We start from the raw sequence: 25,411 nt of genomic DNA, 5'->3' as shown, positions 1-25,411 counted from the left end.
AGGAAGCGGCAGTGGCACGAAGGCGCGGCTGGGGCGGTAGTCCACCCGGTGACGATGACGAAGCGTCCCGCCGAATCGTTGCCGCCGCAGTCGAATTGATCGGACAAACGGGTTCGGCGATCAGCATCGCGGATGTGGCGGAGTCGCTCGGCGTCATCCGCCAGACGGTCTACCGATACTTTCCCAGCGCCGACGCACTGATGAGGGCGGCCGCCATCGCGTCCGTCGACGGATTTCTCGATCGCCTGACCCGGCAGGTGAAAGGCATCGAGGATCCGGTCGACGCGATGATCGAGGCAGTGGTGTACACACTGACCGAGGTGCGTCGCACACCCCACCTCGGCATACTGCTGTCGAGCTCGTACTCGAACGTCGATCCCGAGGGCATCACCTCGCACGAGGCGCGCACCTTCGGGATGACGATGATCAAGCGCTTCGACGTCGACTGGGAGGGCTGCGGGTACGACGACCCCGCTCTCGCGGATCTCGTCGAGTACGTCCTACGAACCATGCAGTCGTTCTTCGTTTCCCCGGGGAATCCGCCGAGGAGCGACGATGAGATGCGGCGATATCTCAGACGCTGGATGGGGCCTGCGATCGCCCCGCAGCAGCCCGTCGCACCGACTCGACGTGCTGCCGACAGCACTGCCCGCGGCGGCTCTCAGTTCCTGCAGTAGCAAGCGTGGCTACTTCGTGCGCGTTGCCGAGTTCGACGCCGCATGATCTCACCTTTCGCCGGTGAATTCTCTGTACGCCGACATATTTCCCGAGATCCTGGATCGATGTGCCGCTGCCTGTTTCGGGTCGATGGTGTGGGGTAACTGCAACAACACGTCCGCTTCGGACGGACCGACGCGTACACACGTTCACGCAGGAGGCAGGGCCAACACATGACTATTCCCGGTGGTAACCCCACACAAGACCAAGCGGGTGCGTGGGCCGGTCCCACGACGCACACGCCCACAACGCGCACACAGGACGAGTCGACGACGGACGTCGCGAAGCAGCAGGCGAGTGAGGTCGCGAGTGATGCGGCCGGGGCGGGTAAGCACGTCGCCGGTGTCGCAGGTGAACAAGCGCAGAATGTCGCCGGCGAGGCGACACAGCAGGCTAAAGACCTTCTGCAGCAAACACGGAGCGAATTGACTGATCAGGCGGCTACGCAGCAGAAGCGAGTGGCGTCGGGTCTTCGGGCCCTCGGTGACGAGTTCGGATCGATGGCGAGGAACTCGGACCAGTCCGGGATGGCGACCGATCTCACGAAGCAGGTCGCCGAAAAAACACACGCCATCGCCTCGTGGCTGGACGACCGCGAACCCGGGCACGTTCTCGATGAAGTGACACGTTTCGCGCGGCGCAAACCGGGCACCTTCCTCGCTCTCGCCGCCGGCGCCGGGTTGCTCGCCGGTCGACTGGGCCGCTCGTTGATGGCGGCGAACGACGATAGTGGTGCCGCCGCGCCGAACCGTGCCCGCGCAGGTCAGGGTGAACAGTGGCCGCCGGAGGTTCCGGATGCGGGAGCACTCCCTCCGGAGCCGCAGCGTCTGTACGACGCGCCGCCGCAGTACCCGCCCTCCCAATATCCACCTTCACCACAGCCCGGCTACACCCAGCAGCCGGGTTACTCGCAGCAGCCCGGATACACGGAACCGGGGTACGCCCAACCCGGATACACCGGGCAGCCCGGCTACACCCAGCAGCCCGGATACACGCAGGAATCCGGCTACCCCGAGACCGGGTACCCGCCGGCCGGCCCGGACGTGACGCGATGAGCGCACCCTACGGATCCCACACCGAAGGAAACGGCACAGAGCCGCCCTCCATCGGCGAGTTGCTGTCGAACGTCAGCGAAGATCTCACCGTCCTGATGCGTCAAGAAGTGGCGCTCGCGAAAGCCGAAGCGACGCAGACCGCCAATCGCGTCGGTAAGGGCGCGGGCATGCTGGCCGGCGCCGCGGTAGCCGCGCACTTTGCGGTGCTCTTCCTGTCCATTGCCGCATGGTGGAGCCTCGGCAATGCGATCGGACGCGGCTGGTCCGCGCTGGTTGTCATGCTCGTGTGGGCGATCATCGCCGCCGTTCTGGCCGTACTCGGCCGCGCGGCACTGAAGAAGGCGCGGGGCCTCCCGCAGACCACCGACACCGCCAAGAAAATTCCCGACGCGCTCACCCCTCACCCCCAGGAGTCGCCATGACCACCAGCCAGGACCCCGACCGTATCCGCGCCGACATCGAACGCACGCGCCGTAATCTCAGCGCCGACGTGGACACCCTCGCTCGGGAAGCGAACCCCACCACCATTGCGAAGAGAAAGGTGGGCAGGATGACCAGCGCGGTCGGCGGGGTGCGCGACCGCGTGATGGGGTCCGCGCAGGACGCCGGCTCCAGCCTCGCCGACGCGCAGAGTTCCGCCGCCGACGCCGCTCAGTCAGCTCCGCGCGCGGTGCGCCAGCACACGCAGGGCAACCCGTTGGCGGCCGGACTGATCGCCTTCGGTGCCGGGTTGCTGGTGGCATCGATGCTTCCCGCGAGTGAGCGCGAACAGGAGGCCGCTCTCGCGGTGAAAGAGAAGGCCGAGCCCCTTACGCAGGAACTGACCGACGTCGCGAAGGACGCGGCCCAGAACCTGAAGGAACCCGCCCAGAACGCCACCCAAGCGGTCAAGGAGACGGTGGCCGATGCCGCGGACACCGTGAAGTCGGAGGGAACGTCCGCCGCCCAGGACGTGCAGGGCCGTGCGGCCGATGCGAAGGACACGGTCCGAGAACAGCAACGCTGACCCGGAATACCGTCGCCCCGTTCGGGTTCCCACCCGAGCGGGGCACGCGTATGTCCCGGTGGGTTCGGCGATGCACCAGCGACTCCAACGCGCGAACCGAGTGACAGCCATTGAAGCTGCAACTACCCTGTCTGCATGAAGAAGCTGTGGTGGGCCATCGGCGGAGTCGTTGCCGTTCTCGTGCTCGCGGTCCTGGTCGGCCCGTGGGCATACGGTCAGTTCATCGCCGAGGACGACGCGCCGGCGGCATCGGTGTCGACCGAGGGCGCCGAGGCGGCTTCCGCGTCGGTCGACGGGCAGTGGACGGTCGTACCCGGTGAGGCACCGAACCAGACCGCCGCGGGATACACCGTCCACGAAATCCTCAACGGCGCGAGCGTGACGGTGGTCGGTTCCACAGGTGAGGTCGCCGGTTCGGCCACCGTCGAGGGCGAGAAGCTGACCGCCGGAGAGGTGAACGTGCAGGTCGCCGGTATCACCACCGATCAGTCGCGTCGGGACGATCAGTTCCGCGGCAACGTGATGGACACCGACACCCATCCGACAGCCACATTCACCGTCGACGAGCCGGTCGACCTGTCCGGTCTTCCCGAAGACGGTTCGGTGGGGACGGTGACCGCCCAGGGCACCCTGACGCTCAAGGGACAATCGCGCCCGGTCACGGTGGACATCGAGGTTCTGCGTTCCGGCGACGACCTCATCGCCTCAGGCAGCATCCCGGTCACCTGGACCGACTTCGGAGTGCAGCCACCGTCACTGGGCTTCGTGACCGTGGACGGCCGCGGCACGGTGGACTTCCTGATCAGCCTGGCGCGATCCTGACGGCGCCCATCCGGGCGGCCCGAACACGTAGCCGAGTTTGTCTCGCCACGACCGCGCGTTGCGCCAGTCCCGCCCGATCGCGGCGTACTCATTGGTCTGCAGCTTCCAGATGTTGTACGTCCCGACCGGCTTGGTGAGCTCATAAGTGGGGCAGTGGGTTTCGGCCCGGAAGGTGCCGAACATCCTGTCCCACACGATGAGGATTCCGGCGTAGTTGCGGTCGAGATACTCGGGTCGCAGCCGTGGCACGTTTGCTCCTTTTCATACTCAGGTGATAGGAATTCGGTGTGCACATCACCGCCAAGGTGGACTACGCCGTGCGGACCCTCATCGAATTGGCCGCGGCCGGGCCGTCACCGTCCAAAGCCGAGTTCCTCGCGCATGCGCAGACCATTCCGCACAAATTCCTCGAAGCCGTGCTCGCCGACCTCCGGCGCGGGGGGCTCGTGAACAGCAGGCGCGGACCCGACGGCGGCTACTGGCTGGCCCGTCCGGCGTCGGACATCTCCATCGCCGACGTGATTCGTACCGTCGAGGGGCCTCTGGCCTCGGTGCGCGGCGAGAGGCCCGAGGACGTGGAATACGGCGGGCCGGCGGCCAAGCTGCAAGACGTGTGGATCGCCGTGCGAGTGAACCTGCGTGCGGTACTCGAGAACGTGAGTGTCGCCGACATCGCGGAGCAGCGGCTCCCGGACTTCCTCACCGCACTCACCGCGGATCCCGGCGCGTGGGAGCGCCGCCCCCGTGTGGCTGCACCGGCGGCCGAGGACGCACAGCGCGGCTGATCGTGTGGGCTCAGGGCTTGCGTGCGAGGTACCCGAACATCGTCACGGACATGTGAAAGTCGCCGGTGTGGGCGCCGGACTCCAGCTGCTCGAGAAGGGCTCTCCGTTCGGCGGGGGAGATCGCACCTTCGGCCACCGCCGCATCCATCATCATCGTGACCAGTGGACCCGTGGCGTCGCCGGGTTCCTGCATCAGTGCCTGCGAACCTGTGTCCTCGACGACGAGTCCGGCCCGCGTCAACTGACCCGGCAGAAGCCGGCCCGAATACGGATTCGCGGTGTTCGTCAGCATCACGTCGGTGATGCGTGCGAGAACGTCGGGATCACCCGGGTGCAGTATCGCCGTTCCCCAGTCGCTGTCGAGGATCACGGCTCTTCCGCCCGGTTTCACGACGCGCGCCACTTCCGCTGCCGCTCGCTCCGGCTCGGTCAAATGCTGGAAGACCCGCTCGCAGCGCACGGCGTCCAGACTGCTCGTTGCAAAGGGTAGGGAATAGGCGGTGCCGACGACGAACTGCGCCGTCGACCGCGCGGCCTCCGTCCGTTCGCGCGCGAGGAGCACCATTCCGGGATTCGGGTCCAGCCCGATCGCTCGCCCCGCCGCACCGACGGCATAAGCCATTGCCCGCGTCTCCGATCCGGTTCCGGAGCCGATGTCGAGCGTGTGTTCACCCGGTTCGAGATGGAGGGCGTCGTGGGACCAGGCGCGCAGACGTCGGATTCCCGGCCGCTCGGCCTGGATGTCGAGGACGGAGGCGAGTTGTTCGAGGGCGTTTCGGTCAATTTCGTCGGACCGGAACGACAGCGGCACGGCCGAATCTGCCATGAATCCACGGTAGTTCAGCGGTGACGGCGAGCACAGCCGAACGGTCGAGTGGTCAACGTCATAGAAATTGCACTCCTCTGCAAAATTGCAGAGCTCTGCAAGTTCTGTACGGTGGATGGGGTGATTTCGGAAATGGGACTGCGGGACCGTAAGAAAGCCGCTACTCGCGCGGCTCTCAGCGGTGCCGCCGCGCGCCTGGCCCGGGCGCTGGGCATCGAATGCGTCACCGCCGACGCCATCGCGTCCGAGGCGGGTGTGTCGACTCGGACGTTTCACAACTACTTCTCCAGCAAGGAAGAGGCGGTACTGGCGCATTTCGAGGAGTCCGTTCACGACTGGGTGAACCTGCTCCGCGCTCGTCCGGAAGACGAGCCGATCTGGGATTCCCTCGAACACGTGGTGGTCCAGATCGTCACCGATCCCGCGAAACCCCTCGAAGAGACCGTCGTGATGATGGAGCTCGTCGAGACCAGCCCCGCGCTGCTCGCGAAGAAGCTCGAGGTGCATCTTCGGGTGACCCGCCTGGTCGGTGAGGTGATCGCCGAACGGACGGGCACCAATATCGACACCGACCTCTACCCCAACCTGCTGCACATGGCAGTCGGCTCGGCATGCAAGGTGTCGCTCGATCTGTGGATGAGCGGCAAATCGGGTGCGAGCGGACCCGAAGAGCTGGTCCGCGACGCCATGCGTCAACTCCGTCAGGGAATCCCGCAGCCGTAACCGGTTGCGCCCGAACCCCTCGTTCCACCGACTCAGAAGGAGCCTCCAGTGGCCACCTATCTCTATCGGATCGGCAGATTCGCCTACCGGCGAAAAGGTGCGGTCATCAGCGTCTGGTTGGTGATCCTCGTCCTCATGGGTGTCGGGGCGGCAACCCTGTCGGGTCCCACCAAGGACTCGTTCTCCATTCCCGGCACCCCCGCGCAGCAGGCGCAGGACTTGATGGCCGAGCGCTTCCCCGAAGCGGCAGGCAACAACCCCATGGAAGCGGTGAGCGCCAGGTTCGTCTTTGCCGCACCCGAGGGGCAGACCCTGGAGAGTGAACAGAGCCGGCAGGCGATGGACGCCGTGCTCGCCAAGGTGCGGGGAATCGAACAGGTCCAGGATGCAGCCAAGGTCGATCCCGCAGTCGCTTCGGGAGCCGACGCCGCGCAGGCACTGGTCAACCCGGTCGAGGCGAACACGCAGCTCCTCGACATGGCGAAGTCCTCCGCCGCGGACAAGGGGATCAGCGAGGAGACGGCCGTCGCGAACGCACAGGCGCTGTCACCGCTGAACGCGGACAGGACCGTCGGCTACGTCGAGGTGCCCTTCAAGGGCGACATGGGCGACGTGGACAAGGCTCTGCGCGAACAGATCTCGTCGGCGGCTGACGCCGGCCGCAACGCCGGCCTGACCGTCGAGATCAGTGGATCGGCCGCCAACGATGCCGAACCGCCGGGCGGCGCCACCGAGCTCGTCGGAATCGGTGTGGCGGCCGTGGTTCTGGCCTTGACGTTCGGCTCGCTCGTCGCAGCCGGTCTCCCCTTGATCACCGCGATCATCGGAATCATGATCGGCAGCCTGGGAATCACCGTGGCCACCGGGTTCACCGACCTGAGTTCGATGACGCCCACCCTGGCCATCATGATCGGCCTCGCGGTCGCCATCGACTACTCACTGTTCATCGTGTCCCGTTTCCGACACGAACTCTCCCTCACCTCGGATCGCTCGGAAGCGGCAGGACGTGCGGTCGGCACCGCCGGTTCCGCCGTGGTGTTCGCCGGTCTCACGGTCATCATCGCGCTGATCGCGCTGCGCGTCGTCGGAATCCCGTTCCTCACGGACATGGGTGCGGCTGCCGCGTTCACGGTGCTCATCGCCGTCATGATCGCGCTCACACTGCTGCCTGCCATCCTCGGGTTGTTCGGACGCAAGGCATTTGCCGGAAAGATTCCCTTTCTGCAGAGTCGTGACCTCGAAGACGACGAGGGTAAGCCGAGCTTCGCGCTGCGGTACATCAGCGCAGTGGTGCGCAGACCCGCCATTCCGTTGATCGCCGGTGTCGTGCTGCTGGGCGCACTCGCCATTCCCGCGACGGGACTCAGCCTCGCTCTTCCGAGTGAGGGCACAGGCGACCCCGCCACCAGCTCACGGCAGGCCTACGACCTGGTCGGCGAAGGATTCGGTCCCGGCAAGAACGGTCCCCTGCTCGTCGTCGTCGACGCCAAGGACCTCACCTCCGGCACACCGGCTGCCGCGTTCGACGAAGTGGTGAACACCATCTCGGCGCAGGACGATGTGTCGAACGCTCAGATCGTGGGCGTGAACCGGGCGGGTGACACCGCGCAAATCCTGGTGACACCGACCAGTGCACCCAGTGACCCGGCAACGATGGACCTGGTCAACAACATTCGCGGTGCGGAAACCGCACTGCACGATTCGATCGGCGTCAACTACGGCGTCACCGGGCAGACCGCCCTCGAAGGTGACGTGTCCGAGACGCTGCAGGATGCGCTGATTCCGTACCTCGCCGTGGTCGTGGGTCTCGCCTTCCTCCTGCTGCTGCTGGTGTTCCGCTCGATACTGGTGCCGCTGACGGCAACGCTCGGCTTCCTGCTCAGCGTCGCCGCGACCTTCGGTGCCACGGTCGCCGTATTCCAGGAAGGCTGGGGAGGCCTCATCGCCAACCCGCAACCGATCGTGAGCTTCATGCCGATCTTCCTGATCGGAGTGGTGTTCGGGCTCGCGATGGACTACCAGGTGTTCCTGGTGACCCGGATGCGCGAGGAGTACGTCCACGGTGCGACCGCGAAGCAGGCCGTCACCGTCGGCTTCAACCACGGCGCCCGCGTCGTCAGCGCAGCGGCCGTCATCATGATGTCGGTGTTCGCCGCCTTCATCGCCGAACCCAACTCGTTCATCAAGTCGATCGGCTTCGCCCTGGCGGTGGCCGTGTTCTTCGACGCCTTCGTGGTCAGGATGGTGATCATCCCGTCGGTCATGGCGCTGCTCGGCGACAAGGCCTGGTGGCTGCCCAAGTGGCTCGACAAGATCCTGCCCAACGTCGACATCGAGGGCGAGAAGCTGCGCCAGGCGCTCCCCGAGTCGGACGACGCGCTCCAGCCCACGCGGTAGGCGCTCCGCGCCCGTGCGCCTTTCTGGTAGCCCCAACTACCAGAAAGGCGCACGAGGCCGTAGGCCCGGTAACCTTCGAAGATCATGATGACGCGTCAGGATCGCAGCCCATGCTGAACCGTTTGCTCTCCACCTACCTTCGCCCGTACAAGCGGGAACTGATGCTGGTGGTCCTGTTCCAACTGGTCGCGACGGCGGCCGCGCTCTACCTCCCCAGCCTCAATGCCGACCTCATCGACAACGGGGTCACGAAGGGCGACACCGGTTACATCCTGTGGACGGGTGGGGTCATGTTGCTCGTCACCGTCGTCCAGATTGTGTGTTCCATCGGTTCCGTGTACTTCGGTGCGCGCGCGGCCATGGGCTTCGGGCGTGACGTGCGCCGGGCGGTGATGCATCAGGTCGGTAGCTTCTCGTCCCGTGAATTCGGCCGCTTCGGTGCACCGTCGCTGATCACCCGGAACACCAACGACGTGCAGCAGGTGCAGATGCTCGTCGTGATGAGCTGCACCATTCTGGTGATGGCCCCGATCATGTGTATCGGCGGCATTGCGATGTCGATACGCGAGGACGTCGGGCTCGCCTGGATTCTCGCCGTCACCGTGCCGGTCCTCGGATTGTCCATGGGGTTCGTGATCTCGCGGATGGTGCCCGCCTTCCGTGAGATGCAGACCCGGATCGACGGTGTCAACCGAGTTCTGCGCGAGCAGATCACCGGCATCCGCGTGGTCCGGGCGTTCGTCCGTGAACGCTCCGAGATCGAACGTTTCGAGACGGCCAACGAACAACTCACCCAGACCGCCCTGCGCGTCGGCCGCCTCACCGCGATCATGTTTCCCCTGGTCATGGTGATCGCCAATATCACCAGCGTGGCCGTCATCTGGTTCGGCGGGCACGAAATCGACAGCGGCAGTATGCAGATCGGTTCGCTGACGGCGATGCTCAGCTACATCATGCAGATCCTGATGTCGGTGATGATGGCCTCGTTCATCGCGATGATGGCACCGCGGGCGACGGTGTGTGCAGAACGCATCGGTGAGGTTCTGGCCACCGAGTCGACCGTGGTCCCGCCGGCCGAACCTGTCACCCGGATCGAGCATCCGGGGGTGGTGGAGCTGCGCGACGCGCAATTCAAGTTCCCCGGCGCCGACGAACCGGTGCTCCGCGACATCAGCTTCCGGGCAGAACCGGGCAAAACCACCGCGATCATCGGCGGCACCGGATCGGGTAAGACCACGCTGCTCTCGCTGATCCCCCGCCTCATCGACGCCACGGCCGGCACCGTCACCGTCTCCGATATCGACGTCCGGCGCCTCGACCTCGACGTTCTGCGGTCGGGGATCGGTTTGGTTCCGCAACGGCCGTATCTGTTCTCGGGCACCGTCGCCACCAATCTGCGGTACGGCAAACCTGACGCGAGCGACGAGGAGTTGTGGCACGCGCTGGAGATCGCGCAGGCCGCCGATTTCGTCCGGGCGATGCCGGAGGGCCTGGACACCCCCATCGCGCAGGGGGGCACCACCGTGTCGGGTGGGCAGCGACAGCGACTGGCCATCGCGCGGGCTCTGGTACGCCGCCCGTCGATCTATCTCTTCGACGATTCGTTCTCCGCTCTCGACCTCACCACCGACGCCCGCCTGCGCGCCGCACTCGAACCGGAAACGGCGGACGCCTGCGTGATCCTTGTGGCGCAACGGGTGTCGACCATCGTGGAGGCCGACCAGATCGTGGTGCTCGAGGACGGCGCCATCGTCGGAATCGGTACCCACGACCACCTGCTCGACACCTGCCCCTGTTACGTCGAAATCGTCGAATCCCAACGATCGATTCAGGAAGCCCTATGAGCGATCGCACGAGCACCGCCACCGCCGAGAAGCCGGCGGGCCCCCGGATCCCGGGGCCGGTCGCGCCGGGAGCGCCCGGCTCCAAGCCGCACGCTCTGTGGCCGTCCACCAAGAGGTTGCTGGGGCGGATGCGGCCGCATCGCATCGCCGTGAGCACCGTCATTCTGGTCGCCGGGGTGGCGGTGGTGCTCACCTCCATCGCGCCGCGCCTGCTCGGTCAGGGCACCAACATCATCTTCGACGGCATCGTCGGCAAGCAGTTGCCGGCGGGAATGTCGAAGGACCAGGCCGTCGCCGCACTGCGGGCCGACGGGCAGGGCACGTTCGCGGACATGGTGTCCGGCATGGCCGTGATACCCGGAGTCGGTATCGACTTCGGTGCACTCGGTCGTGTTCTCGCGATCGTCCTCGCGTTGTACGTCGGGTCGTCCGTATTCATGTGGCTGTCCGGGTACCTCCTCAACATCGTCGTGCAGGGAGTGGTGAAGAACCTGCGCGCCGAGGTGGAACGCAAGATCCACCGGCTTCCGCTGCGCTACTTCGATTCCCATTCCCGCGGTGACCTACTCAGTCGCGTCACCAACGACATCGACAACGTGTCGCAGTCGTTGCAGCAGACGATGAGCCAGCTGATCGTGTCGGCCATGACCGTGATCGGCATCCTGGTGATGATGATCGTGATCTCGCCGTTGCTCGCACTCATCGCCGTACTCACCGTCCCGCTGTCGGTGCTGGTGACAGCGCAGATCGCGAAACGGTCCAAGACGCATTTCGTCGCGCAGTGGAAATCGACCGGTGCGCTCAACGCCGAGGTCGAAGAGGCGTTCACCGGCCATGAACTGGTCACCGTGTTCGGCCGCAGCCGGGAGGTGGAGGCCCGGTTCGAGGAACAGAACGAAAACCTGTACCAAGCGAGTTACCGGGCGCAGTTCATCTCGGGCCTCATCATGCCCGCGATCATGTTCCTCGGAAACCTCAACTTCGTGGCCATCGCCGTCCTCGGCGGCATGCGGGTGGCGTCCGGCACGATGAGCCTCGGTGACGTGCAGGCGTTCATCCAGTACTCCCGCCAGTTCACGCAGCCGCTCACCCAGATCGGTGCCATGGTCAACCTCATGCAGTCGGGGGTGGCCTCCGCCGAACGGGTGTTCGCGATCCTCGACGAGGACGAGGAAGAGCCGGATTTGCTCGACGCCCGGACCCCCGAGCTGGCGAAGGGACACGTGGAGTTCTCGAACGTCTCCTTCAGTTACTCGCCGGAGAAGCCGCTGATCGAAAACCTGTCACTGGTGGCCGAGCCGGGACAGATGGTCGCGATCGTGGGGCCGACCGGCGCGGGAAAGACCACGCTGGTCAACCTCATTCTGCGGTTCTACGACCTCGACGGCGGCAGGATCCTCCTCGACGGTGTCGACATCGCCGAGATGTCTCGGGACGACCTGCGGTCCCGGATCGGCATGGTGTTGCAGGACGCCTGGTTGTTCGGGGGCACCATCCGCGACAACATCGCCTACGGCCGGCCCGATGCCACGGAGGAGGAGATTCTTGCGGCGGCACGGATCACCTACGTCGACCGTTTCGTCCACTCGCTGCCCGACGGCTACGACACCGTCATCGACGAGGAAGGTAGCAACATCAGCGCGGGTGAGAAGCAGCTGATCACGATTGCGCGCGCCTTCATCTCGCAGCCGTCGATCCTGATCCTCGACGAGGCGACGAGTTCGGTGGACACCCGTACCGAACTGCTGGTGCAGCATGCCACGGCGGTCCTGCGCAGCGACCGCACCAGCTTCGTGATCGCACACCGGCTGTCGACGATTCGCGACGCCGATCTGATCGTCGTCATGGAGGACGGACGCATCGTCGAGCAAGGCAGCCACGAAGATCTGCTGATCGCCCGCGGCGCGTACTACCGGCTGTACAACAGCCAGTTCGTGGGTGCCGACGTCTGACCGGTCTCCCTATTTGACGAGGGTGAACTGCATGACGTCGATGTGCCCGGACCGGAAATGGGCGGCGCAGCCGAGAAGATACTTCATGAACCGTTCATACATTTCCGATGAGGACAGCTCGATCGCCTCGGCGCGACGTGCCGTCAGAGCGTCGGCCCAGTGCTCGAGCGTCCGCACGTAGTGCTGCTGCAAGGATTGAATCCGCTCGATCCGGAAGTTCGCCTTGTCGACGGCTTCTTCGATCCACTGTGGTTGGGGCAGTTGGCCACCGGGGAAGATCTGCCGCTTGATGAAGATGTGGAAGAGGGCGTTCTCGCGGGTCACCGGGATACCCATCTCCTTCAGGGCCGACAGGGGATGGCCGATGATCGTGTGCAGGAGCATCCGGCCGTCGTCCGGCAGCATGTCGTGGCAGTTGGAGAAGAAGGTGTCGTACCGTTCGCGCCGGAAGTGTTCGAAGGCGCCGATGCTGACGATGCGGTCCACCTTTTCGTGGTATTCCTCCCATCCCCGGAGATGGACTCGGCCCGTCCGGGGACCAGGATGGTCCGCCAGCAGCCTGCTCACGTGGTCGTACTGATTACGGCTGAGCGTGAGGCCTTCGACGTTGACGTCGTACTTCTCCATCGCCCGCAACATCGCCGCGCCCCAGCCGCACCCGATGTCGAGAAGGGTCATTCCGGGGTGCAGATCGCACTTGCCCAGTGACAGATCGATCTTCGCGCGCTGAGCCTCCTCCAGAGTCATGTCCTCGCGTTCGAAGTACGCGCAGCTGTACGTCATGGTCGGGTCGAGGAACAGTGCGAAAAAGTCGTCCGAAAGGTCGTAGTGCGACTGCACCTGCCGATAGAAGGGTTTCAACGCTGTGTGCGACATACCTGACCCCTTGTCTCCTCGGGCCGGCCGCCTCCCGGGCGATCCGGAGGACTCCTCGCGCCGACTCTGCCGAGGGGATACCCAAACTTTCCCGGCTGACTCACCCGCGCATACCGGAGGTGAGGAAGTACGCACGGCCGGCCGTGATTGGATACACCAGTGAATGCTGTAGTCCCCACCCCGCCCGATCCGTTCTTCACCGTAGGCACGCGACTCGAGGGCCGGCTGGGCCGGACCGGGACCATTCACACGCCGCACGGGGACATCGCGACACCCTCGTTCGTCGCCGTCGGCACCAAGGCCACGGTGAAGGCGGTGCTGCCCGAAAGCATGCAGGACCTCGGCGCGCAGTCCGTGCTCGCCAATGCCTATCACCTGTACCTGCAGCCGGGACCGGACATCGTCGACGAGGCCGGGGGCCTGGGCAAGTTCATGAACTGGGACGGCCCCACCTTCACCGACAGCGGTGGCTTCCAGGTGATGTCGCTGGGGGTGGGTTTCAAGAAAGTCCTCGCCATGGAGGCCGTCGGCGTGCGATCCGACGACGTGATCGCGAAGGGCAAGGAACGTCTGGCCACCGTCGACGACGACGGCGTCACCTTCAAATCGCACCTGGACGGGTCGCGGCATCGGTTCACGCCCGAGGTGTCGATGCAGATCCAGCATCAGCTCGGCGCCGACATCATGTTCGCGTTCGACGAGCTCACCACCCTGCTGAACACCCGCGGCTATCAGGAGAGGTCCGTGGAGCGCACCCAGGCGTGGGCGGTGCGGTGCATCGCCGAACACGAGAAGCTCACGGCCGAGCGGGCGCACCGTCCCTATCAGGCCCTCTTCGGTGTGGTTCAGGGCGCTCAGTACGAGGATCTACGCAGGCTGGCCTGCCGCGGACTCGAGTCGATTCGCGGGGAAAGCGGACGCGGATTCGACGGGTACGGCATCGGCGGCGCTTTGGAGAAGCAGAACCTCGGCACCATCGTCCGCTGGTGCAACGAGGAACTGCCCGAGCACAAGCCCCGGCACCTGCTCGGCATCAGCGAACCCGACGACTTCTTCGTGGCCATCGAGAACGGCGCCGATACCTTCGACTGCGTCAACCCGTCACGCGTGGCACGCAATGCGGCGATCTATCACCCGGACGGCCGCTTCAATATCAACACCAGCAAGAACCGTCGCGACTTCACGCCGATCGACGAGAACTGCGACTGCTACACCTGCGCCAACTACACGCGGGCGTACCTCCATCACCTGTTCAAGGCCAAGGAGATGCTGGCGTCGACCCTCTGCACCATCCACAACGAACGGTTCACCGTGCGGCTGGTCGACCAGATCCGGGGAAGCATCGAGGGCGGCTACTTCGACGAGTTCAAGGCCGACACCCTGGGCCGCTTCTACGCCGCGAGGACGTAGGTCGGTTCGCGCTTCTTCACGTAGGCGATGACCCGATAGGTGATGGGCATGACCAGCACCTCCACCAAGGTCTTCCACAGGAAACCGACGATCACGTAGTTGACGAAGTCGGTCCACGTCGTGATGCCGATGGCGCCGGCTGCGATGGAGCAGAAGATCAGCGTGTCGGCGAATTCCCCGACGACGGTGGAGCCGATCAGCCGCGCCCACAGGTGCTTTTCCTTGGTGCGCTCCTTGATGAGGACCAGCGTCGCCGAGTTCAGCATCTGGCCCACCAGGTAACCGGCCAGTCCGGCGAGCAACAGTCGGGGATAGACACCGACGACGGCGCTGAGGGCGTCCTGGTTTTCGTAGAAATCGGCGGCGGGGAGCTCGATGAGGAGCCAGAAGCAGAACGCGGCGAGAATCAGGGCGCCGAATCCCAGATAGATGGCCCGACGCGTCGACTTGAACCCGTATACCTCGCTGAGGACGTCGCCGACGATGTAGGCGAGCGGGAAGAGGAAGAAGCCGCCGTCGGTGATGACGGGCAGGATCTGCAGCGGACCGAGGGTCAGCGACGAATCACTGAAGAATGCGACCCCCTTGGTCGCGCAGATATTCGAGATCAGCAGCGTCGCGGTGAACAATGCGACGAACGTGGGGTAGTACCCGCGACTGACGTGCGCGAACGTCGCATGGTCGGCTTGCTCTACGTGCTGATCTGAGGCTGTCACGCCGCAATCCAAGCACTTGCGGGTGGAGTGGCGCGAATCAGGATCGGATGAACGTACCTTTTGTCCGATCTGAAGCGACGAAAGGTACGTTCACCCGCAGGCGCGACACCAGTGGCAGCGCTCAGCCCTGAACGACGCGAGTACCGCCGGCGAGCTCGTCGTGCTTGCCCTGTTTCGTGGGGCTGCTGTTGATCGTCACACCGATGACGATGGCCGCGACCGTGCCGAGGAGTCCGAACACGAGCCCGATCAGGGGCAGACCGCCGAGCGCCGAAAGGACGTAGAAGCTGTTCCGGATCAGCGACTGCTGCTGTGTGGGCAGTCCACCGTTCGGTCCTACCACCCGAAGGCCGAAGAGCTGCTTTCCCGGGGTCTGCCCGCGCGTGGTCTCCAGCAGCACGAAGTACCCGATCACTGCGGCAGCGGTGAGAAGGGCACCGACGACACTACCGAGAACCGAACCGAGTGCCAGCGAGATGATCGTCGTGACGATGGCGGTGGGAATCCCCACGATCAGGCCGTCGATTACGCGCGCACCCAGGCGTGGAAGCAGCTCGCCCGGGCGGGACGTGTCGAACCCGAAATCGGGCTGGGCGAACGGTGCAGTACCAAAAGCCTGCCCCGAATCGAACTGCTGCTCACTGGATTGCTGCCCGTACCGGTGCTCCCCCTGCGGCTGGGCACCGAACGGTTGGTGCCCCTGGTTCGGATCGAATCCGCCAGTAGTCATATCTCCCCCTCGAATCTCGAGTCTGTGTGTCTCGGATGACGCCGAGCACATTACGCATGGGGAGAGTGGGGTTCCTGTGACGGATAGTGAAACGGGTGAGCGCGCTTGCCGTCCGGGTGGACGGGAAGCACGCTCACCCGCGGTGAGTTCAGGCCGTCAGGCCGAGACGTAACGACCGGTGAGCACGCGGTATGCGTACGTCGAGGCGATGATCGTGAGGGGAATCGTGACGAGCAGTCCGAGTCCGCACGGAATCGCGCCGAGAATGTTGATACCGACCAAGGCGAGAGCCAGCAGGAGAAGCGGTCCCACGTTCTGGGAAATGATTCCGAAGCTGGACTTGATACCAGTGACGGCGTCCTGATTCTGGTCGATCACGAACTGCAGCGTCCACCACGTGAGGAAGACGACGATCAGACCCGGTATGACGAGCAGGATGAAACCGATGGTGGACAGCACACCGACGATCAGGCTCGCGATGATGATCGCACCGATATTCGTGAACTGAAAGAACGATCCGAAGGCAGGCTTGTTGCCGTCCACCTCGTGAAGCGCTCCCCGCACGAGGGCGGCATTGATCAGGTAACCGACCACCGTGGTGACGAGCGTTCCGATGATTCGCCACACCGTGAAGGTGTCGGAGAGGTCGGAGGACGTGCTGAAACCGCCGAAAATCAGGTTCAAGACGACCTGGATGACCGCCGCGACCAGCATGATCCCGATCCAGATGAGCGCGTTGTCCTTGAACTTGTTCCAGCCGTAGCTGATCGCGTTGCCCACCGACAGCTGTCCCGGTGTCTGGCCGGGGGCGCCGTAACCCGTTACGGGCGGAGGCGGCGGATATCCACCCGGCGGCGGACCCTGCGGAGGCGGTGGGTAATTACCCTGCGGCGGTGGGTAATTTCCGCCCTGTTGGGGTGGATAATTTCCCCCCTGCTGCGGAGGTGGGTAATTCCCGGGAGGCGGCGGATATCCGCCGGGAGGTGGTCCCTGCGGCGGCGGTGGGTAATTCCCGGGGGGCGGCGGATATCCGCCGGGAGGTGGTGGGGGATTGCCCTGCGGAGGGTATCCGCCCTGATCACCGCCCTCTGGTTTGTCGTTCGGGTCGTATCCACCAGTCGTCATGTGTTCCCCTCAGCAAGAATTGAGTGCTTGCGTATGACAGTGCGAATAGACACTACGTGGACGAACCTTTACTTGCCCACCTTTGGACCGCTTCTTCTCGAGGCGATTTCATGCCTTACGCTGGTAAACGTGACTAATTCTGGGGGATCGGACAACTCGAATCCGGACGGCGGCCAATACCCGCCCGGCTACGGCGAGGTACCGGGTTTGCCGCGGGACGGATACGGGGTCGACGCCTCCGGCAACCCCACGTATTCGGCGCCCACCGAGAAGTATCCCGACTATCAGCAGCCGGGCGCCTACGGAACGTCGCCGGCGCCGGAGAGCCAGGGGCAGTACGGAAGCCCCAATCCCCCTGCCACGCCGAACCAGTACGGTGGCACCGATCAGTACGGCGGTTCGCCTCAGCCGTACGGGACACCAAACCCGTACGCGGCACCTAACCAGTACGGCGGCCAGGCACAGTACGGCGGGCAGAATCAGTATGCCGCCCCGAACCAGTACGGTGCCCCGACTCCGGGGTACGGGCCCCCGAATGCGTATGGCGCGCCGTATGCGCAGCAGCCTGGAACCAACGGGCTGGCGATCGCCGCACTGGTCGTCTCGATCGTCGGCGGCTGCGTCTACGGTCTCGGCGCCATCGTCGGCATCATTCTCGGGGTCGTTGCACTCGGTCAGATCAAGCGGTCCGGGGAACAGGGTCGGGGACTCGCGATCGCCGGTATCGCCCTCGGCGCGGCGTACATCCTCGGGTGGATTCTGTTCTTCCTCGTCATGGTGATTGCGGCGGCGTCGTCGGGAGTGTGATCACCCACGGCTCGCGCGGCAGCCGAGCCGGTTCGAAGCGGTCGAGCAGCCCGGCCAGGTCCACTTCCTCGTCGGGCGCGGTGAGTCGCAACGAGGTGGCCAGCATGGCGAGTACCTGACGAGGTGTGCGCCCCAAAGCCTTTTGGTCGCCGAGCGTGACGGCACCGGCGCGCTTGGCTAGTCTCCGGCCTTCCTGGTCGAGGGCCAGGGGGACGTGGGCGTACTGGGGCGCCGTCAGTCCGAGTAGTCCGGCCAGGTAGGCCTGACGGGGCGCCGACGACAGCAGATCGTCGCCGCGCACCACCTGGTCGACGCCCTGGGCCGCGTCGTCGACCACCACCGCGAGGTTGTACGCGGGCGTGCCGTCACCGCGCCGCAGCACGAGGTCGTCGACCATCCCGGAATAGCTGCCGTGCAGCAGATCGTCGATCGTGAACGACCCGACCTCGGCGCGCAGGCGCAGGGCGGGGGGACGGCCACCGGCTCGCCGCGCGTCGCGTTCTTCTCGCGTCAGGTTTCGGCAGATGCCGGGATACGCACCGTGCGGTGCGTGGGGTGCGGACGGGGCCTTCAGGATTTCCCTTCTCGTGCAGAAGCACTCGTAGGTGAGGCCGGCCGACTCGAGTCGGGTGACCGCGTCCCGGTAGTGCTCGAGCCGGTCCGACTGCACCATGAGGTCCTCGTCCCAGTCGAGGCCGAGTTCGCGGAGATCTGCCAGTTGCTGCTCGCGGGCGCCCGGGCGGACGCGGTCGAGGTCTTCGACGCGCATCAGGAAACGACGGCCGGTCGACCGCGCGAACAGCCACGCCAACAGGGCAGTGCGGAGGTTCCCGAGGTGCAGGTCTCCTGACGGGCTGGGCGCGAATCGGCCCGCACCGACGGTGGCGTTGTTCGGCTCCGCCTGGGAGGGCGGCGTTATCGGGTGCGGCGACTGGGACATCGGCGAGGCGGTGGGGTCAGCTGGCCAGTTCGATCGACGACGTCGTCGGCACGACCTCGGCGCCTTGCAGAACCATGGCAATCTGGATGTCGAGGGCGTGCTCGAGGTACTCCGGCGGGTACAGGGCGGGGCTGCCGAGCGCGTGGAGCGCGAGGCCGTCGACGGCGGCGAGCAGCAACGCCGCGCGTGTTTCGGCCTCGTGGACGCCCATGCCGATCAACACCGCGGACAGCTTGGTACGGATGGTGAACAGGGTCGTGCGGCGAATCTCGGCGAGCGAGGCCGAGGTGGCCGCACGGACGGCGAACCCGGCCATGACGTGGGCCTCGCGGGACCTGGCCGCGTCGAGCGGAAGTAGCTGCGACAAGGCCGAGAACAGGCCGCGGGCGGGGTCGCCGCCCTGATCCACGTCCGCCAGACGGGTGAGCAATTTGTCGACGAGAGTCCTCAGGGCGAAGGCGAACATCTCGTCCTTGGTGGAGAAATGATGCTGCACGGCGCCGATGGACACGCCGGCCCGCTTGGCCACCTCGCGAACGCTGGCACCCTCGAGGCCTGCCTGGGCCGCGACATCGAACAGGGCTGCCGCGAGGTGCTCTGGACTGGTCGAGGAGTATCGGCGTTCGCGCATGGATAGAACATTACTTGCGTATTGAATCAATACACGTGTCAGGTGCCCCTGTGTCGCAAAGTGTCGCGTGTGGCCAGTGGGTTCAGCGTTACTCGCAGGCCGGAAACGTGGGCCGCACGGTCACGCGGCAGCACATTTTCCGGTTCGCCGGCAACGATGACAAGGGTTAGTTTCTTCACGAGACTCATGCTACGGTTGCCGAGTTGCGTGAAACAACTCACATTGATGTGGAGCAGACCCTGATGGATACGACGACAACACCGCTTCTGGTCCGGCGAGGACAGCACCGGATACACGCGGAAATCACGGACGGACCGGGAGCACCACTGGTGCTCATGCACGGCTTTCCCGACAGCATGCACCTCTACGACCGCCTCATGCCGCACCTTGTCGGTCGCCGGCGCGTGGTGCGATTCGACTTCCTCGGGTGGGGCGAATCGGACAAACCGTCCGGCTACCCGTACACCGCGACCAACCAGGTCGGCGACATCGACGCGGTGGTCAACAGCTTGCCGGACGAGCGAGTCGTGCTGGTCGCGCACGACGCGTCCGGTCCGCCGGCCATCGACTGGGCGCTGCGGAACCCCGAGCGGGTCGAGGAGCTCGTCCTGCTCAACACCTACTACGAGTGGACGATCGGCCTTCGCCGGCCACATGCCATCGTGCTGTACTCGACGCCCGGGCTCAACGCGATCCCCCGTCGGCTTTCGGCGATGCGACCCGACCTCGAGCGGCGCCTCTTCCACTACCAGGTGGGCTCATTCATCCGCGACGGCGACGCACGCGCTGAACTCGTCCCGCAGCTGTTCGAGCAGTTTCGCGCGTCACGTCCGGCGTTCTGGCGGCACACCTCCGGCATGCTCGGCCAGGTGGTTTCCCGGCGGTTCAAGGCCCGCCAGCTGCAGCATTTCCACCGTCCCGTGCGGATCATCTTCGGCGTCAGCGACCCGTTCCTCAATCCGCGGTTGGCGAAGCGATTCGCCGGCCAGTTCCCCGACAACAACCTGCATCTGGTCGAAAACTCCGGGCATTACGTACAGGTCGACGAGCCCGAGCTGGTCGCCGACCTCATGACGGGCGAGTATCGTCACGCAACCTTGTCGGCGTAGAATCGGCGGATGCTCAACCGCACGTACGACGGCCAGGTGTGCTCCATCGCTCGCACGCTCGAAGTTCTCGGCGAGCGATGGACACTCCTGATAGTGCGCGACGCGATGCTCGGCCTGCGCCGCTTCGACGAGTTCCAGCACAGCCTGGGCGTCGCCCGCAACGTGCTCACCGACCGGCTCAAGCGGTTGGTGGAGGCGGGTGTGCTGGAGCGCGTCGAGTATCAGCAGCGTCCGCCTCGCTTCGAGTACCGGCTCACCGCGGTCGGCCTCGAACTCTGCACGCCGGTGGTCGGACTCATGCATTGGGGCGACCGGCACCGGTCGGGGCCGGACGGCCTACCGCGGCTGACCCGGCACCGTGAGTGCGGTGGTCAGCTGCACGCCGAGCTGGTGTGCGAGCAGTGCGGCGAGACTGTTTCCGGCACGGAACTGGAACTGCCGCCGGGGCCCGGACTACGAACAGACCCCCTCTCTGCCGGTTAGCTTGCGCGAAAGGGGTAGGAGAGGGACAGGATGATCGACGTGCGCCTCGAGTCAGACGTGCACGTCAGGTGGCCGGAATGACGGCGCGGGGCATGTCGGCCCGCAACTCCACATCGGTGACGAAATCACCGTCACCGGGCTCGTAGCGTCTTTGCGGGTCGAAATCTTCCACGCGGAAACTGTTCAACGCGGGGGAGTGCGTGGTCACCGCGAGGGTGCCGCCGTCGAGGTCGAATTGGAGCAGCCGCTGGAAGCCGGTCTCCCGACGGTTGTCGACCCGGAAGTTCTGGTAGTCGGCGAGCAATTCCACCACGGTGCGGTCGGTGTCCCCGACCTTTCTGTCGGTGACCGTCGTCTGCCCGTCGACATGTCCGGCGAGGACGAGGAACACCGTGTCGAACGGCGCGACGAGCCGGTTCCAGATCTGCTGTCCGGCGCTTCCGCCGATGTCGCCGAAGCCGCTCATCCGCAGGGAGCCGTCCTCGTCGAGGTAGTAGTGGCTGCCGATCATCACATTGCGATCCGGATGCGCGGCGAGAACGTCCTCCGCCCACTGCAGTACCCGCTCGGGCGGGTTGTAGCCGATGTACAGCATCAAGAACTTCGCACCTGCGAGGTCGAGCAGGTCGTAATGAGCCGAGTTGTCGGTGTCCGTCACCGACCCACCCCAATACGGCCTGTCCCGGTATCGCCACGGGCCGAAGAACTCGTTGTAGAGGGCGTGGTTCTTCTCATGCTCGCCCGGGATCAGGCGGCCGCCGACATTCCACAGATTGTCGTGATTGCCGGGCAGGACGCCGTGCGGAATGCCGGCGTCTTCCAAAGTCGACATCGCCTTGTCCGCCACTTCGAATTCGGGGCGGGCGCGAGTGTCGGGCGCCCCCGGCCGAATCCAGCTCTGGACCAGGTCACCGGTGTGCATCGAGTACGCGATCTTCCGGTCCGCGGCATTGTCGACCGTCCAGCGGGTCATGCTGTCGAACACCGCGGGATTGTCCCGGGACACGTACTGGGTGTCGGTGATGTGCTGAATCGCAAAGTCGTAGGACGCCGGATCTGCGAATTGCTGGTCGGCCTCGGAGTTGGCATCGCGGAAGGAACGGTCGCGGCGAGGACTGTCGATGACGAGGATCTGGGCCGAATCGGCACCCTCGATGCGGGTGCTCAGCCTCACCGGACCGCCCGGATTGTCGGGTCGCGCGGTGGCCACCGGCTCACCCCAGCTGTCCGCCTGCTCATCCCAGACATGCAGTGCCACGTCGTCGAGGTTGACCGAACGGCCTTCCCAGACCACCTCGTTGGCAAGAGTGCCCGGCGCGAACGTGACCTCGTATCGCATGTACGGGTACTCGTCGAAGCGGTGGGTGGTGGCCGATGTGCGGTCCGATTCGTCGCCGGGCACACGACCGGACGGCGTGAGATCGTCGGTGATGCCGGCGAACATGACCGCGGAGTGCAGTGGAGTCGAACTCAGCAGCCCGCGCGACGCCAGGCCCTGGGCGCCGCGCGGCTCCGGTTCTGCGCCGGCAACCCCGTCGCTGCTGAGCACACCGGCAACCAGCGACACGGCCATCAACGTGGCTAACCTGCCCGGCACACCCATGACCTGAGGTTACAAGTGTGGCCGGGACGGCGCCGATCGTCAGGCCTTGCGACCGAGGAAGCCCAGAAGTCGGGTCTGCTCGTCCGCGTCCGCAGGCACTTCGACGGCCGGCCCGCACACGCCTGCCATGCGAATGTTGTCGCCGAGTTGCTCGGCGACGGTGCGTACCCACGCGAGGTCATCGGCGGGGATCGTCTCGTCGAGGCCGGTGGCCCGCGCGAGGTCCCATCCGTGGACCACCAGGTCGAAGCAGTAGAAGCTGCCGACCGTGTCGGCGAGGGTGGTGCGGCCGAAGTGTCCTTCGTATTCGCGGCTTCCGCGCTCGGGGTCGTCGAGGATGTCCTGCATGCCGTCGCGGGTGGCCGCCCACGCGGCGGCCGGATCCTCGTCGACGGAAGGGCCGGCGGGCAGCTCGAGGTCGACCACGGTGACGATGTACCGCTGGGTGTCGATTACGTGGCGCAGGAGGTCGCGGGCGGTCCAGCCCTCGCACGGCGACACATTGTTCCAGCGGTCGGCGGGCACGGATTCGACGCGAGCGGTGAACTTCTCGGCCAGATCTCGGTAATGGGCGGCGGGGGTGTCCGTTGTCGAAGTCATGCTGCCGATTCTTCCCCTCCGAAGCGGTCGAGGGCTTGAACATTTCCGACATCGACGACGGAGGCGCTGCCGTGCCAGCCGGGTGCCTCGCTCGCAAGCAGGTCGGAGGGGGTCAGTGAGGAGATCCGGCGGCACTCGCGGGACAGATGCGCCTGATCGCTGTACCCCGAGGTGGCGGCGAGTTCGGCCAGGCTCCTTCGCTTTCCGGACTGGGCCAGCGCCATGAACCGCTGAAGCCGCAGGATTCCGCGCAGGGTCGCCGGGCCGTATCCGAACGAGTCGTTGCACCGCCGCTGTAGTTGCCGTTCGGTGACTGACGTGGCGTCGGCGAGCGCGCCCACGTTCCAGGAGTGACGAGCCAGCGCCCGGCGCACGTGGCCGATCAGCGGATCCGCTTCGCGTCGGCTGCCGCGCAAGGATCGCACGGCGTTCTCGAACAACGTGATTCGCTCGTCGCTTCCCGCCGCGTTGTCCAGCCGGTCGGTGAGTGTTCGTTCCCAGCTCGAGCCGAGGACGTCGCCCAGCCCGACGCGGATGTTACGTACCTCGGACGCCGGGGTTCGAAACAGTGGCGAAGCAGCGCCCGGCCGGAAACGCACGCCCACCGATTCGGTGCCCGGCGGCAGGGTGAACGACCAGGCCGATGTTTCGGGACCGCAGAGCCGGATGCCGATCCCGCGAATCCACAGAAGGTCCATGCAACCGTCCGGCACCAGCAGGTGCTCGCCCTCGGTTCGCGCCGACCAACCGCACACCAGGGTGTCGGTGAGATCGGACGACGGTGAGGTCGGCGTGTACCAGCCCATGACAGGGAGCGTAGTCACGCGCACCGACATCTGCCGCTGTCGCGGCATCACGCGAAACTGCCCGCACCGGCGGACAACTCGAGGTGAACTGTAGGCACGGGTCCGTCGAGGTTCCCCGGAGGCCCGCCATACCGCCGTCACAGAGAACGAGGACTCCATGAGACGAACATGGGCGCTGGCCGCAATCGCCGCCGTCAGCCTGGCTTTCTCGAGTTGCGCGTACGACAGCACCGACTCCGGCGATACGGGCGGAAACGCACCCGTGTCACCGACTCCGACGTCGCCACCTGCGTCCCCCGGTGAACCCGTTCTGAAGATGGGCCCGACGACCATCGGTGAAGTGGTCGTCGATACCGGTGGTATGACGGTGTATGTGTACGACAACGACGAGGTCGGGTCCGGTGCGAGTTCGTGCCGTGGCCCCTGCCTCGAATCGTGGCCGCCGGTCACCAGCGTCACCGAGAATCCTGTCGTCCAGGGTTTGCAGGAGGTCGTCGTCGACACCATCCCGGCAGCGGACGGTACCCACCAGCTGACCGTCAACGGGCGGCCGGTGTACCGCTACAAGGACGACAACGAGCCCGGGGACGCGTTCGGACAGGCTGTGGGCAGTGTCTGGTGGACCCTCGACTCCTCGGGTAACCCCGTCACGACGACCGCCGGCGGCGAGTAGCGCGGTCCACCGTCCGGTGGACGAGGACGGTCAGCGCAGTGGCCGGCACCGCCGCGAACCACAGGGCGTCCAATCCGACCCAGCGGTGGGCGAGGGTGCCCGTCACCGCGCCCACCACCAGCCCGACCCACAACGCGAAGTGACGTAGCCACGCCCAGCGGGAGCCGCCGAACATGACGGCCGCGAGTCGGTGGCCCATCTTCACGAGGGCACCGGTCATGTACGTGAGTCCGACGCTCACCTCGCCGTCGCGCTGGAAGAAGGAGTTCTCGGCCCCCATCGCGAGCAGCATGGCGCCGACCGCCACCGTGCTCGCATCGAGGCTCGCGGCGACAGACCCTGCGAGGAGCAGGCCCGACACCGCCGCGAGCACGGTGCTCTTCACCGGCAGGTTCCGCCGGTCGGCGAGGTGGACGATTGTTGCACCCAGCACGGTCCCCAGGACGAACACGCCGATGACGGCTGCGGCCGTCAGCGCATGCGCCCAGGTTCCTTCGGCGAATCCGACGCTGAAGCGGGTGAGATTGCCGCTCATGAACGCGACGAAGAACCCACCGAGGGTGATGAACCCGAGAGCGTCGACGTATCCGGCCAGGACGGACAGAACGACGGCGAGGGTGAGCATCCGCCTGCTGTCGTCGATCGGCACAGCACTATCCAACACCGTGCAGAAACACCGTGGCTGAGAAACACCGTGGCTGAGAAACACCGTGGCCTGAAATCACAGTGGCCTGAAATCACAGTGGCCCCCGATCCGAGATCGGGGGCCACTGTG

The 25,411-nt window shown here is 65.6% G+C and carries 26 protein-coding genes and 1 pseudogene; 15 read left to right on the top strand and 12 right to left on the bottom strand.

The window, feature by feature from the left end; all coding sequences use genetic code 11:
- Window positions 1-11: 11 nt before the first annotated feature.
- The 5 genes from L1080_RS23185 (at window position 12) to L1080_RS23165 (ending at window position 3,600) form a co-directional block, all read left to right on the top strand.
- On the top strand, window positions 12-677 hold the full coding sequence (locus L1080_RS23185; protein ID WP_159918881.1) for a TetR/AcrR family transcriptional regulator: 666 nt from the start codon (window positions 12-14) through the stop codon (window positions 675-677).
- Between the two features lie 213 nt (window positions 678-890).
- Window positions 891-1,772: a hypothetical protein gene (locus L1080_RS23180; protein WP_250765411.1), complete on the top strand. Its 882-nt coding sequence runs from the start codon at window positions 891-893 to the stop codon at window positions 1,770-1,772.
- On the top strand, window positions 1,769-2,194 hold the full coding sequence (locus L1080_RS23175; protein WP_159918882.1) for a phage holin family protein: 426 nt from the start codon (window positions 1,769-1,771) through the stop codon (window positions 2,192-2,194). The genes L1080_RS23180 and L1080_RS23175 overlap by 4 nt, the downstream gene beginning before the upstream one ends.
- On the top strand, window positions 2,191-2,778 hold the full coding sequence (locus tag L1080_RS23170; protein ID WP_250765409.1) for a DUF3618 domain-containing protein: 588 nt from the start codon (window positions 2,191-2,193) through the stop codon (window positions 2,776-2,778). Before L1080_RS23175 ends, L1080_RS23170 begins: the two co-directional genes overlap by 4 nt.
- A gap of 135 nt (window positions 2,779-2,913) precedes the next feature.
- On the top strand, window positions 2,914-3,600 hold the full coding sequence (locus tag L1080_RS23165) for a YceI family protein (RefSeq protein WP_250765406.1): 687 nt from the start codon (window positions 2,914-2,916) through the stop codon (window positions 3,598-3,600).
- Here L1080_RS23165 and L1080_RS23160 read toward each other — a convergent pair.
- Window positions 3,532-3,848: pseudogene (locus tag L1080_RS23160) on the bottom strand (sterol desaturase family protein); the annotation flags it as partial. The gene L1080_RS23165 and the pseudogene L1080_RS23160 sit on opposite strands and share 69 nt — an antisense overlap.
- 39 nt (window positions 3,849-3,887) lie before the next feature.
- Here L1080_RS23160 and L1080_RS23155 point away from each other — a divergent pair.
- On the top strand, window positions 3,888-4,385 hold the full coding sequence (locus L1080_RS23155) for an RrF2 family transcriptional regulator (protein WP_159918885.1): 498 nt from the start codon (window positions 3,888-3,890) through the stop codon (window positions 4,383-4,385).
- Window positions 4,386-4,395: 10 nt separating this feature from the next.
- On the opposite strand, the gene L1080_RS23150 is transcribed toward L1080_RS23155, so the two are convergent.
- Window positions 4,396-5,211 (bottom strand): class I SAM-dependent methyltransferase, encoded by an 816-nt coding sequence (locus L1080_RS23150; RefSeq protein WP_250765401.1) that lies wholly within the window; start codon window positions 5,209-5,211, stop codon window positions 4,396-4,398.
- Window positions 5,212-5,331: 120 nt separating this feature from the next.
- On the opposite strand from L1080_RS23150, the gene L1080_RS23145 reads away from it, so the two are divergent.
- The 4 genes from L1080_RS23145 (at window position 5,332) to L1080_RS23130 (ending at window position 12,127) form a co-directional block, all read left to right on the top strand.
- Complete coding sequence (locus L1080_RS23145) at window positions 5,332-5,934, top strand: TetR/AcrR family transcriptional regulator (RefSeq protein WP_109326193.1); 603 nt, start codon at window positions 5,332-5,334, stop codon at window positions 5,932-5,934.
- Window positions 5,935-5,982: 48 nt separating this feature from the next.
- A complete protein-coding gene (locus L1080_RS23140; RefSeq protein ID WP_250765399.1) occupies window positions 5,983-8,331 on the top strand; it encodes an MMPL family transporter in 2,349 nt (782 codons plus the stop codon).
- A 110-nt stretch (window positions 8,332-8,441) separates the two neighbouring features.
- The gene (locus tag L1080_RS23135) at window positions 8,442-10,175 is read left to right on the top strand and encodes an ABC transporter ATP-binding protein (protein WP_250765397.1); all 1,734 of its coding nucleotides are present in this window, start codon (window positions 8,442-8,444) and stop codon (window positions 10,173-10,175) included.
- Window positions 10,172-12,127, top strand: a complete 1,956-nt coding sequence (locus tag L1080_RS23130) for an ABC transporter ATP-binding protein (protein ID WP_250765396.1) — start codon at window positions 10,172-10,174, stop codon at window positions 12,125-12,127. Before L1080_RS23135 ends, L1080_RS23130 begins: the two co-directional genes overlap by 4 nt.
- A gap of 9 nt (window positions 12,128-12,136) precedes the next feature.
- On the opposite strand, the gene L1080_RS23125 is transcribed toward L1080_RS23130, so the two are convergent.
- Complete coding sequence (locus L1080_RS23125; RefSeq protein WP_250765393.1) at window positions 12,137-13,003, bottom strand: cyclopropane mycolic acid synthase family methyltransferase; 867 nt, start codon at window positions 13,001-13,003, stop codon at window positions 12,137-12,139.
- A gap of 159 nt (window positions 13,004-13,162) precedes the next feature.
- On the opposite strand from L1080_RS23125, the gene tgt reads away from it, so the two are divergent.
- Window positions 13,163-14,413, top strand: coding sequence for a tRNA guanosine(34) transglycosylase Tgt (gene tgt, locus L1080_RS23120; RefSeq protein WP_250765391.1), 1,251 nt, complete (start codon window positions 13,163-13,165; stop codon window positions 14,411-14,413).
- Here the strand turns inward: tgt and L1080_RS23115 are convergent.
- From L1080_RS23115 to L1080_RS23105, 3 genes are all read right to left on the bottom strand, one after another.
- Complete coding sequence (locus L1080_RS23115; RefSeq protein WP_159918892.1) at window positions 14,395-15,129, bottom strand: queuosine precursor transporter; 735 nt, start codon at window positions 15,127-15,129, stop codon at window positions 14,395-14,397. The two genes, tgt and L1080_RS23115, sit on opposite strands and share 19 nt — an antisense overlap.
- A 121-nt stretch (window positions 15,130-15,250) precedes the next feature.
- Window positions 15,251-15,859: an RDD family protein gene (locus L1080_RS23110; protein WP_159918893.1), complete on the bottom strand. Its 609-nt coding sequence runs from the start codon at window positions 15,857-15,859 to the stop codon at window positions 15,251-15,253.
- 156 nt (window positions 15,860-16,015) lie between these two features.
- A complete protein-coding gene (locus L1080_RS23105; RefSeq protein WP_250765389.1) occupies window positions 16,016-16,984 on the bottom strand; it encodes a DUF2189 domain-containing protein in 969 nt (322 codons plus the stop codon).
- 207 nt (window positions 16,985-17,191) lie between these two features.
- On the opposite strand from L1080_RS23105, the gene L1080_RS23100 reads away from it, so the two are divergent.
- A complete protein-coding gene (locus L1080_RS23100; protein ID WP_250766522.1) occupies window positions 17,192-17,791 on the top strand; it encodes a DUF4190 domain-containing protein in 600 nt (199 codons plus the stop codon).
- Here the strand turns inward: L1080_RS23100 and gluQRS are convergent.
- Both gluQRS and L1080_RS23090 read right to left on the bottom strand, forming a co-directional pair.
- The gene (gene gluQRS, locus L1080_RS23095) at window positions 17,757-18,731 is read right to left on the bottom strand and encodes a tRNA glutamyl-Q(34) synthetase GluQRS (protein WP_284707345.1); all 975 of its coding nucleotides are present in this window, start codon (window positions 18,729-18,731) and stop codon (window positions 17,757-17,759) included. The two genes, L1080_RS23100 and gluQRS, sit on opposite strands and share 35 nt — an antisense overlap.
- Before the next feature lie 16 nt (window positions 18,732-18,747).
- Window positions 18,748-19,362 (bottom strand): TetR/AcrR family transcriptional regulator, encoded by a 615-nt coding sequence (locus L1080_RS23090; protein ID WP_250765386.1) that lies wholly within the window; start codon window positions 19,360-19,362, stop codon window positions 18,748-18,750.
- A gap of 242 nt (window positions 19,363-19,604) precedes the next feature.
- Here L1080_RS23090 and L1080_RS23085 point away from each other — a divergent pair, with 242 nt between their 5' ends.
- Both L1080_RS23085 and L1080_RS23080 read left to right on the top strand, forming a co-directional pair.
- The gene (locus L1080_RS23085) at window positions 19,605-20,471 is read left to right on the top strand and encodes an alpha/beta fold hydrolase (RefSeq protein WP_250765383.1); all 867 of its coding nucleotides are present in this window, start codon (window positions 19,605-19,607) and stop codon (window positions 20,469-20,471) included.
- Window positions 20,472-20,480: 9 nt separating this feature from the next.
- Window positions 20,481-20,954 carry a winged helix-turn-helix transcriptional regulator gene (locus L1080_RS23080; protein WP_250765380.1) on the top strand — a complete coding sequence of 158 codons (474 nt, stop codon included), beginning with the start codon at window positions 20,481-20,483 and terminating at the stop codon, window positions 20,952-20,954.
- 64 nt (window positions 20,955-21,018) lie between these two features.
- Here L1080_RS23080 and L1080_RS23075 read toward each other — a convergent pair whose 3' ends face one another.
- From L1080_RS23075 to L1080_RS23065, 3 genes are read right to left on the bottom strand one after another with little or no spacing between them, the layout of a single operon-like run.
- A complete protein-coding gene (locus L1080_RS23075; protein ID WP_250765377.1) occupies window positions 21,019-22,557 on the bottom strand; it encodes a metallophosphoesterase family protein in 1,539 nt (512 codons plus the stop codon).
- Between the two features lie 39 nt (window positions 22,558-22,596).
- Window positions 22,597-23,157, bottom strand: coding sequence for a TIGR03086 family metal-binding protein (locus tag L1080_RS23070; RefSeq protein WP_250765374.1), 561 nt, complete (start codon window positions 23,155-23,157; stop codon window positions 22,597-22,599).
- Window positions 23,154-23,963, bottom strand: a complete 810-nt coding sequence (locus L1080_RS23065; RefSeq protein ID WP_250765371.1) for a helix-turn-helix domain-containing protein — start codon at window positions 23,961-23,963, stop codon at window positions 23,154-23,156. Before L1080_RS23065 ends, L1080_RS23070 begins: the two co-directional genes overlap by 4 nt.
- A 157-nt stretch (window positions 23,964-24,120) precedes the next feature.
- Here L1080_RS23065 and L1080_RS23060 point away from each other — a divergent pair, with 157 nt between their 5' ends.
- Complete coding sequence (locus tag L1080_RS23060; protein WP_159918899.1) at window positions 24,121-24,636, top strand: COG4315 family predicted lipoprotein; 516 nt, start codon at window positions 24,121-24,123, stop codon at window positions 24,634-24,636.
- Here L1080_RS23060 and L1080_RS23055 read toward each other — a convergent pair.
- On the bottom strand, window positions 24,611-25,261 hold the full coding sequence (locus tag L1080_RS23055) for a YoaK family protein (protein ID WP_250766520.1): 651 nt from the start codon (window positions 25,259-25,261) through the stop codon (window positions 24,611-24,613). The two genes, L1080_RS23060 and L1080_RS23055, sit on opposite strands and share 26 nt — an antisense overlap.
- Window positions 25,262-25,411: the final 150 nt, after the last annotated feature.

Source organism: Rhodococcus sp. MSC1_016, assembly GCF_023667485.2.
GTDB lineage: Bacteria > Actinomycetota > Actinomycetes > Mycobacteriales > Mycobacteriaceae > Rhodococcus_F > Rhodococcus_F oxybenzonivorans.
Note: the sequence above shows the minus strand (reverse complement) of the source record. Positions and strands in the feature narration are given on the sequence as shown.

Bases quoted from the DNA above. Each gene is read 5' to 3' on its own strand.
- L1080_RS23180 (WP_250765411.1), top strand. From the start codon at position 891: ATGACTATTCCCGGTGGTAACCCCACACAAGACCAAGCGGGTGCGTGG.
- L1080_RS23175 (WP_159918882.1), top strand. From the start codon at position 1,769: ATGAGCGCACCCTACGGATCCCACACCGAAGGAAACGGCACAGAGCCG.
- L1080_RS23170 (WP_250765409.1), top strand. From the start codon at position 2,191: ATGACCACCAGCCAGGACCCCGACCGTATCCGCGCCGACATCGAACGC.
- L1080_RS23165 (WP_250765406.1), top strand. From the start codon at position 2,914: ATGAAGAAGCTGTGGTGGGCCATCGGCGGAGTCGTTGCCGTTCTCGTG.
- L1080_RS23150 (WP_250765401.1), bottom strand. From the start codon at position 5,211: ATGGCAGATTCGGCCGTGCCGCTGTCGTTCCGGTCCGACGAAATTGAC.
- L1080_RS23135 (WP_250765397.1), top strand. From the start codon at position 8,442: ATGCTGAACCGTTTGCTCTCCACCTACCTTCGCCCGTACAAGCGGGAA.
- L1080_RS23130 (WP_250765396.1), top strand. From the start codon at position 10,172: ATGAGCGATCGCACGAGCACCGCCACCGCCGAGAAGCCGGCGGGCCCC.
- L1080_RS23125 (WP_250765393.1), bottom strand. From the start codon at position 13,003: ATGTCGCACACAGCGTTGAAACCCTTCTATCGGCAGGTGCAGTCGCAC.
- L1080_RS23110 (WP_159918893.1), bottom strand. From the start codon at position 15,859: ATGACTACTGGCGGATTCGATCCGAACCAGGGGCACCAACCGTTCGGT.
- L1080_RS23105 (WP_250765389.1), bottom strand. From the start codon at position 16,984: ATGACGACTGGTGGATACGACCCGAACGACAAACCAGAGGGCGGTGAT.
- gluQRS (WP_284707345.1), bottom strand. From the start codon at position 18,731: ATGTCCCAGTCGCCGCACCCGATAACGCCGCCCTCCCAGGCGGAGCCG.
- L1080_RS23090 (WP_250765386.1), bottom strand. From the start codon at position 19,362: ATGCGCGAACGCCGATACTCCTCGACCAGTCCAGAGCACCTCGCGGCA.
- L1080_RS23085 (WP_250765383.1), top strand. From the start codon at position 19,605: ATGGATACGACGACAACACCGCTTCTGGTCCGGCGAGGACAGCACCGG.
- L1080_RS23080 (WP_250765380.1), top strand. From the start codon at position 20,481: ATGCTCAACCGCACGTACGACGGCCAGGTGTGCTCCATCGCTCGCACG.
- L1080_RS23075 (WP_250765377.1), bottom strand. From the start codon at position 22,557: ATGGGTGTGCCGGGCAGGTTAGCCACGTTGATGGCCGTGTCGCTGGTT.
- L1080_RS23070 (WP_250765374.1), bottom strand. From the start codon at position 23,157: ATGACTTCGACAACGGACACCCCCGCCGCCCATTACCGAGATCTGGCC.
- L1080_RS23065 (WP_250765371.1), bottom strand. From the start codon at position 23,963: ATGGGCTGGTACACGCCGACCTCACCGTCGTCCGATCTCACCGACACC.
- L1080_RS23060 (WP_159918899.1), top strand. From the start codon at position 24,121: ATGAGACGAACATGGGCGCTGGCCGCAATCGCCGCCGTCAGCCTGGCT.
- L1080_RS23055 (WP_250766520.1), bottom strand. From the start codon at position 25,261: ATGCTCACCCTCGCCGTCGTTCTGTCCGTCCTGGCCGGATACGTCGAC.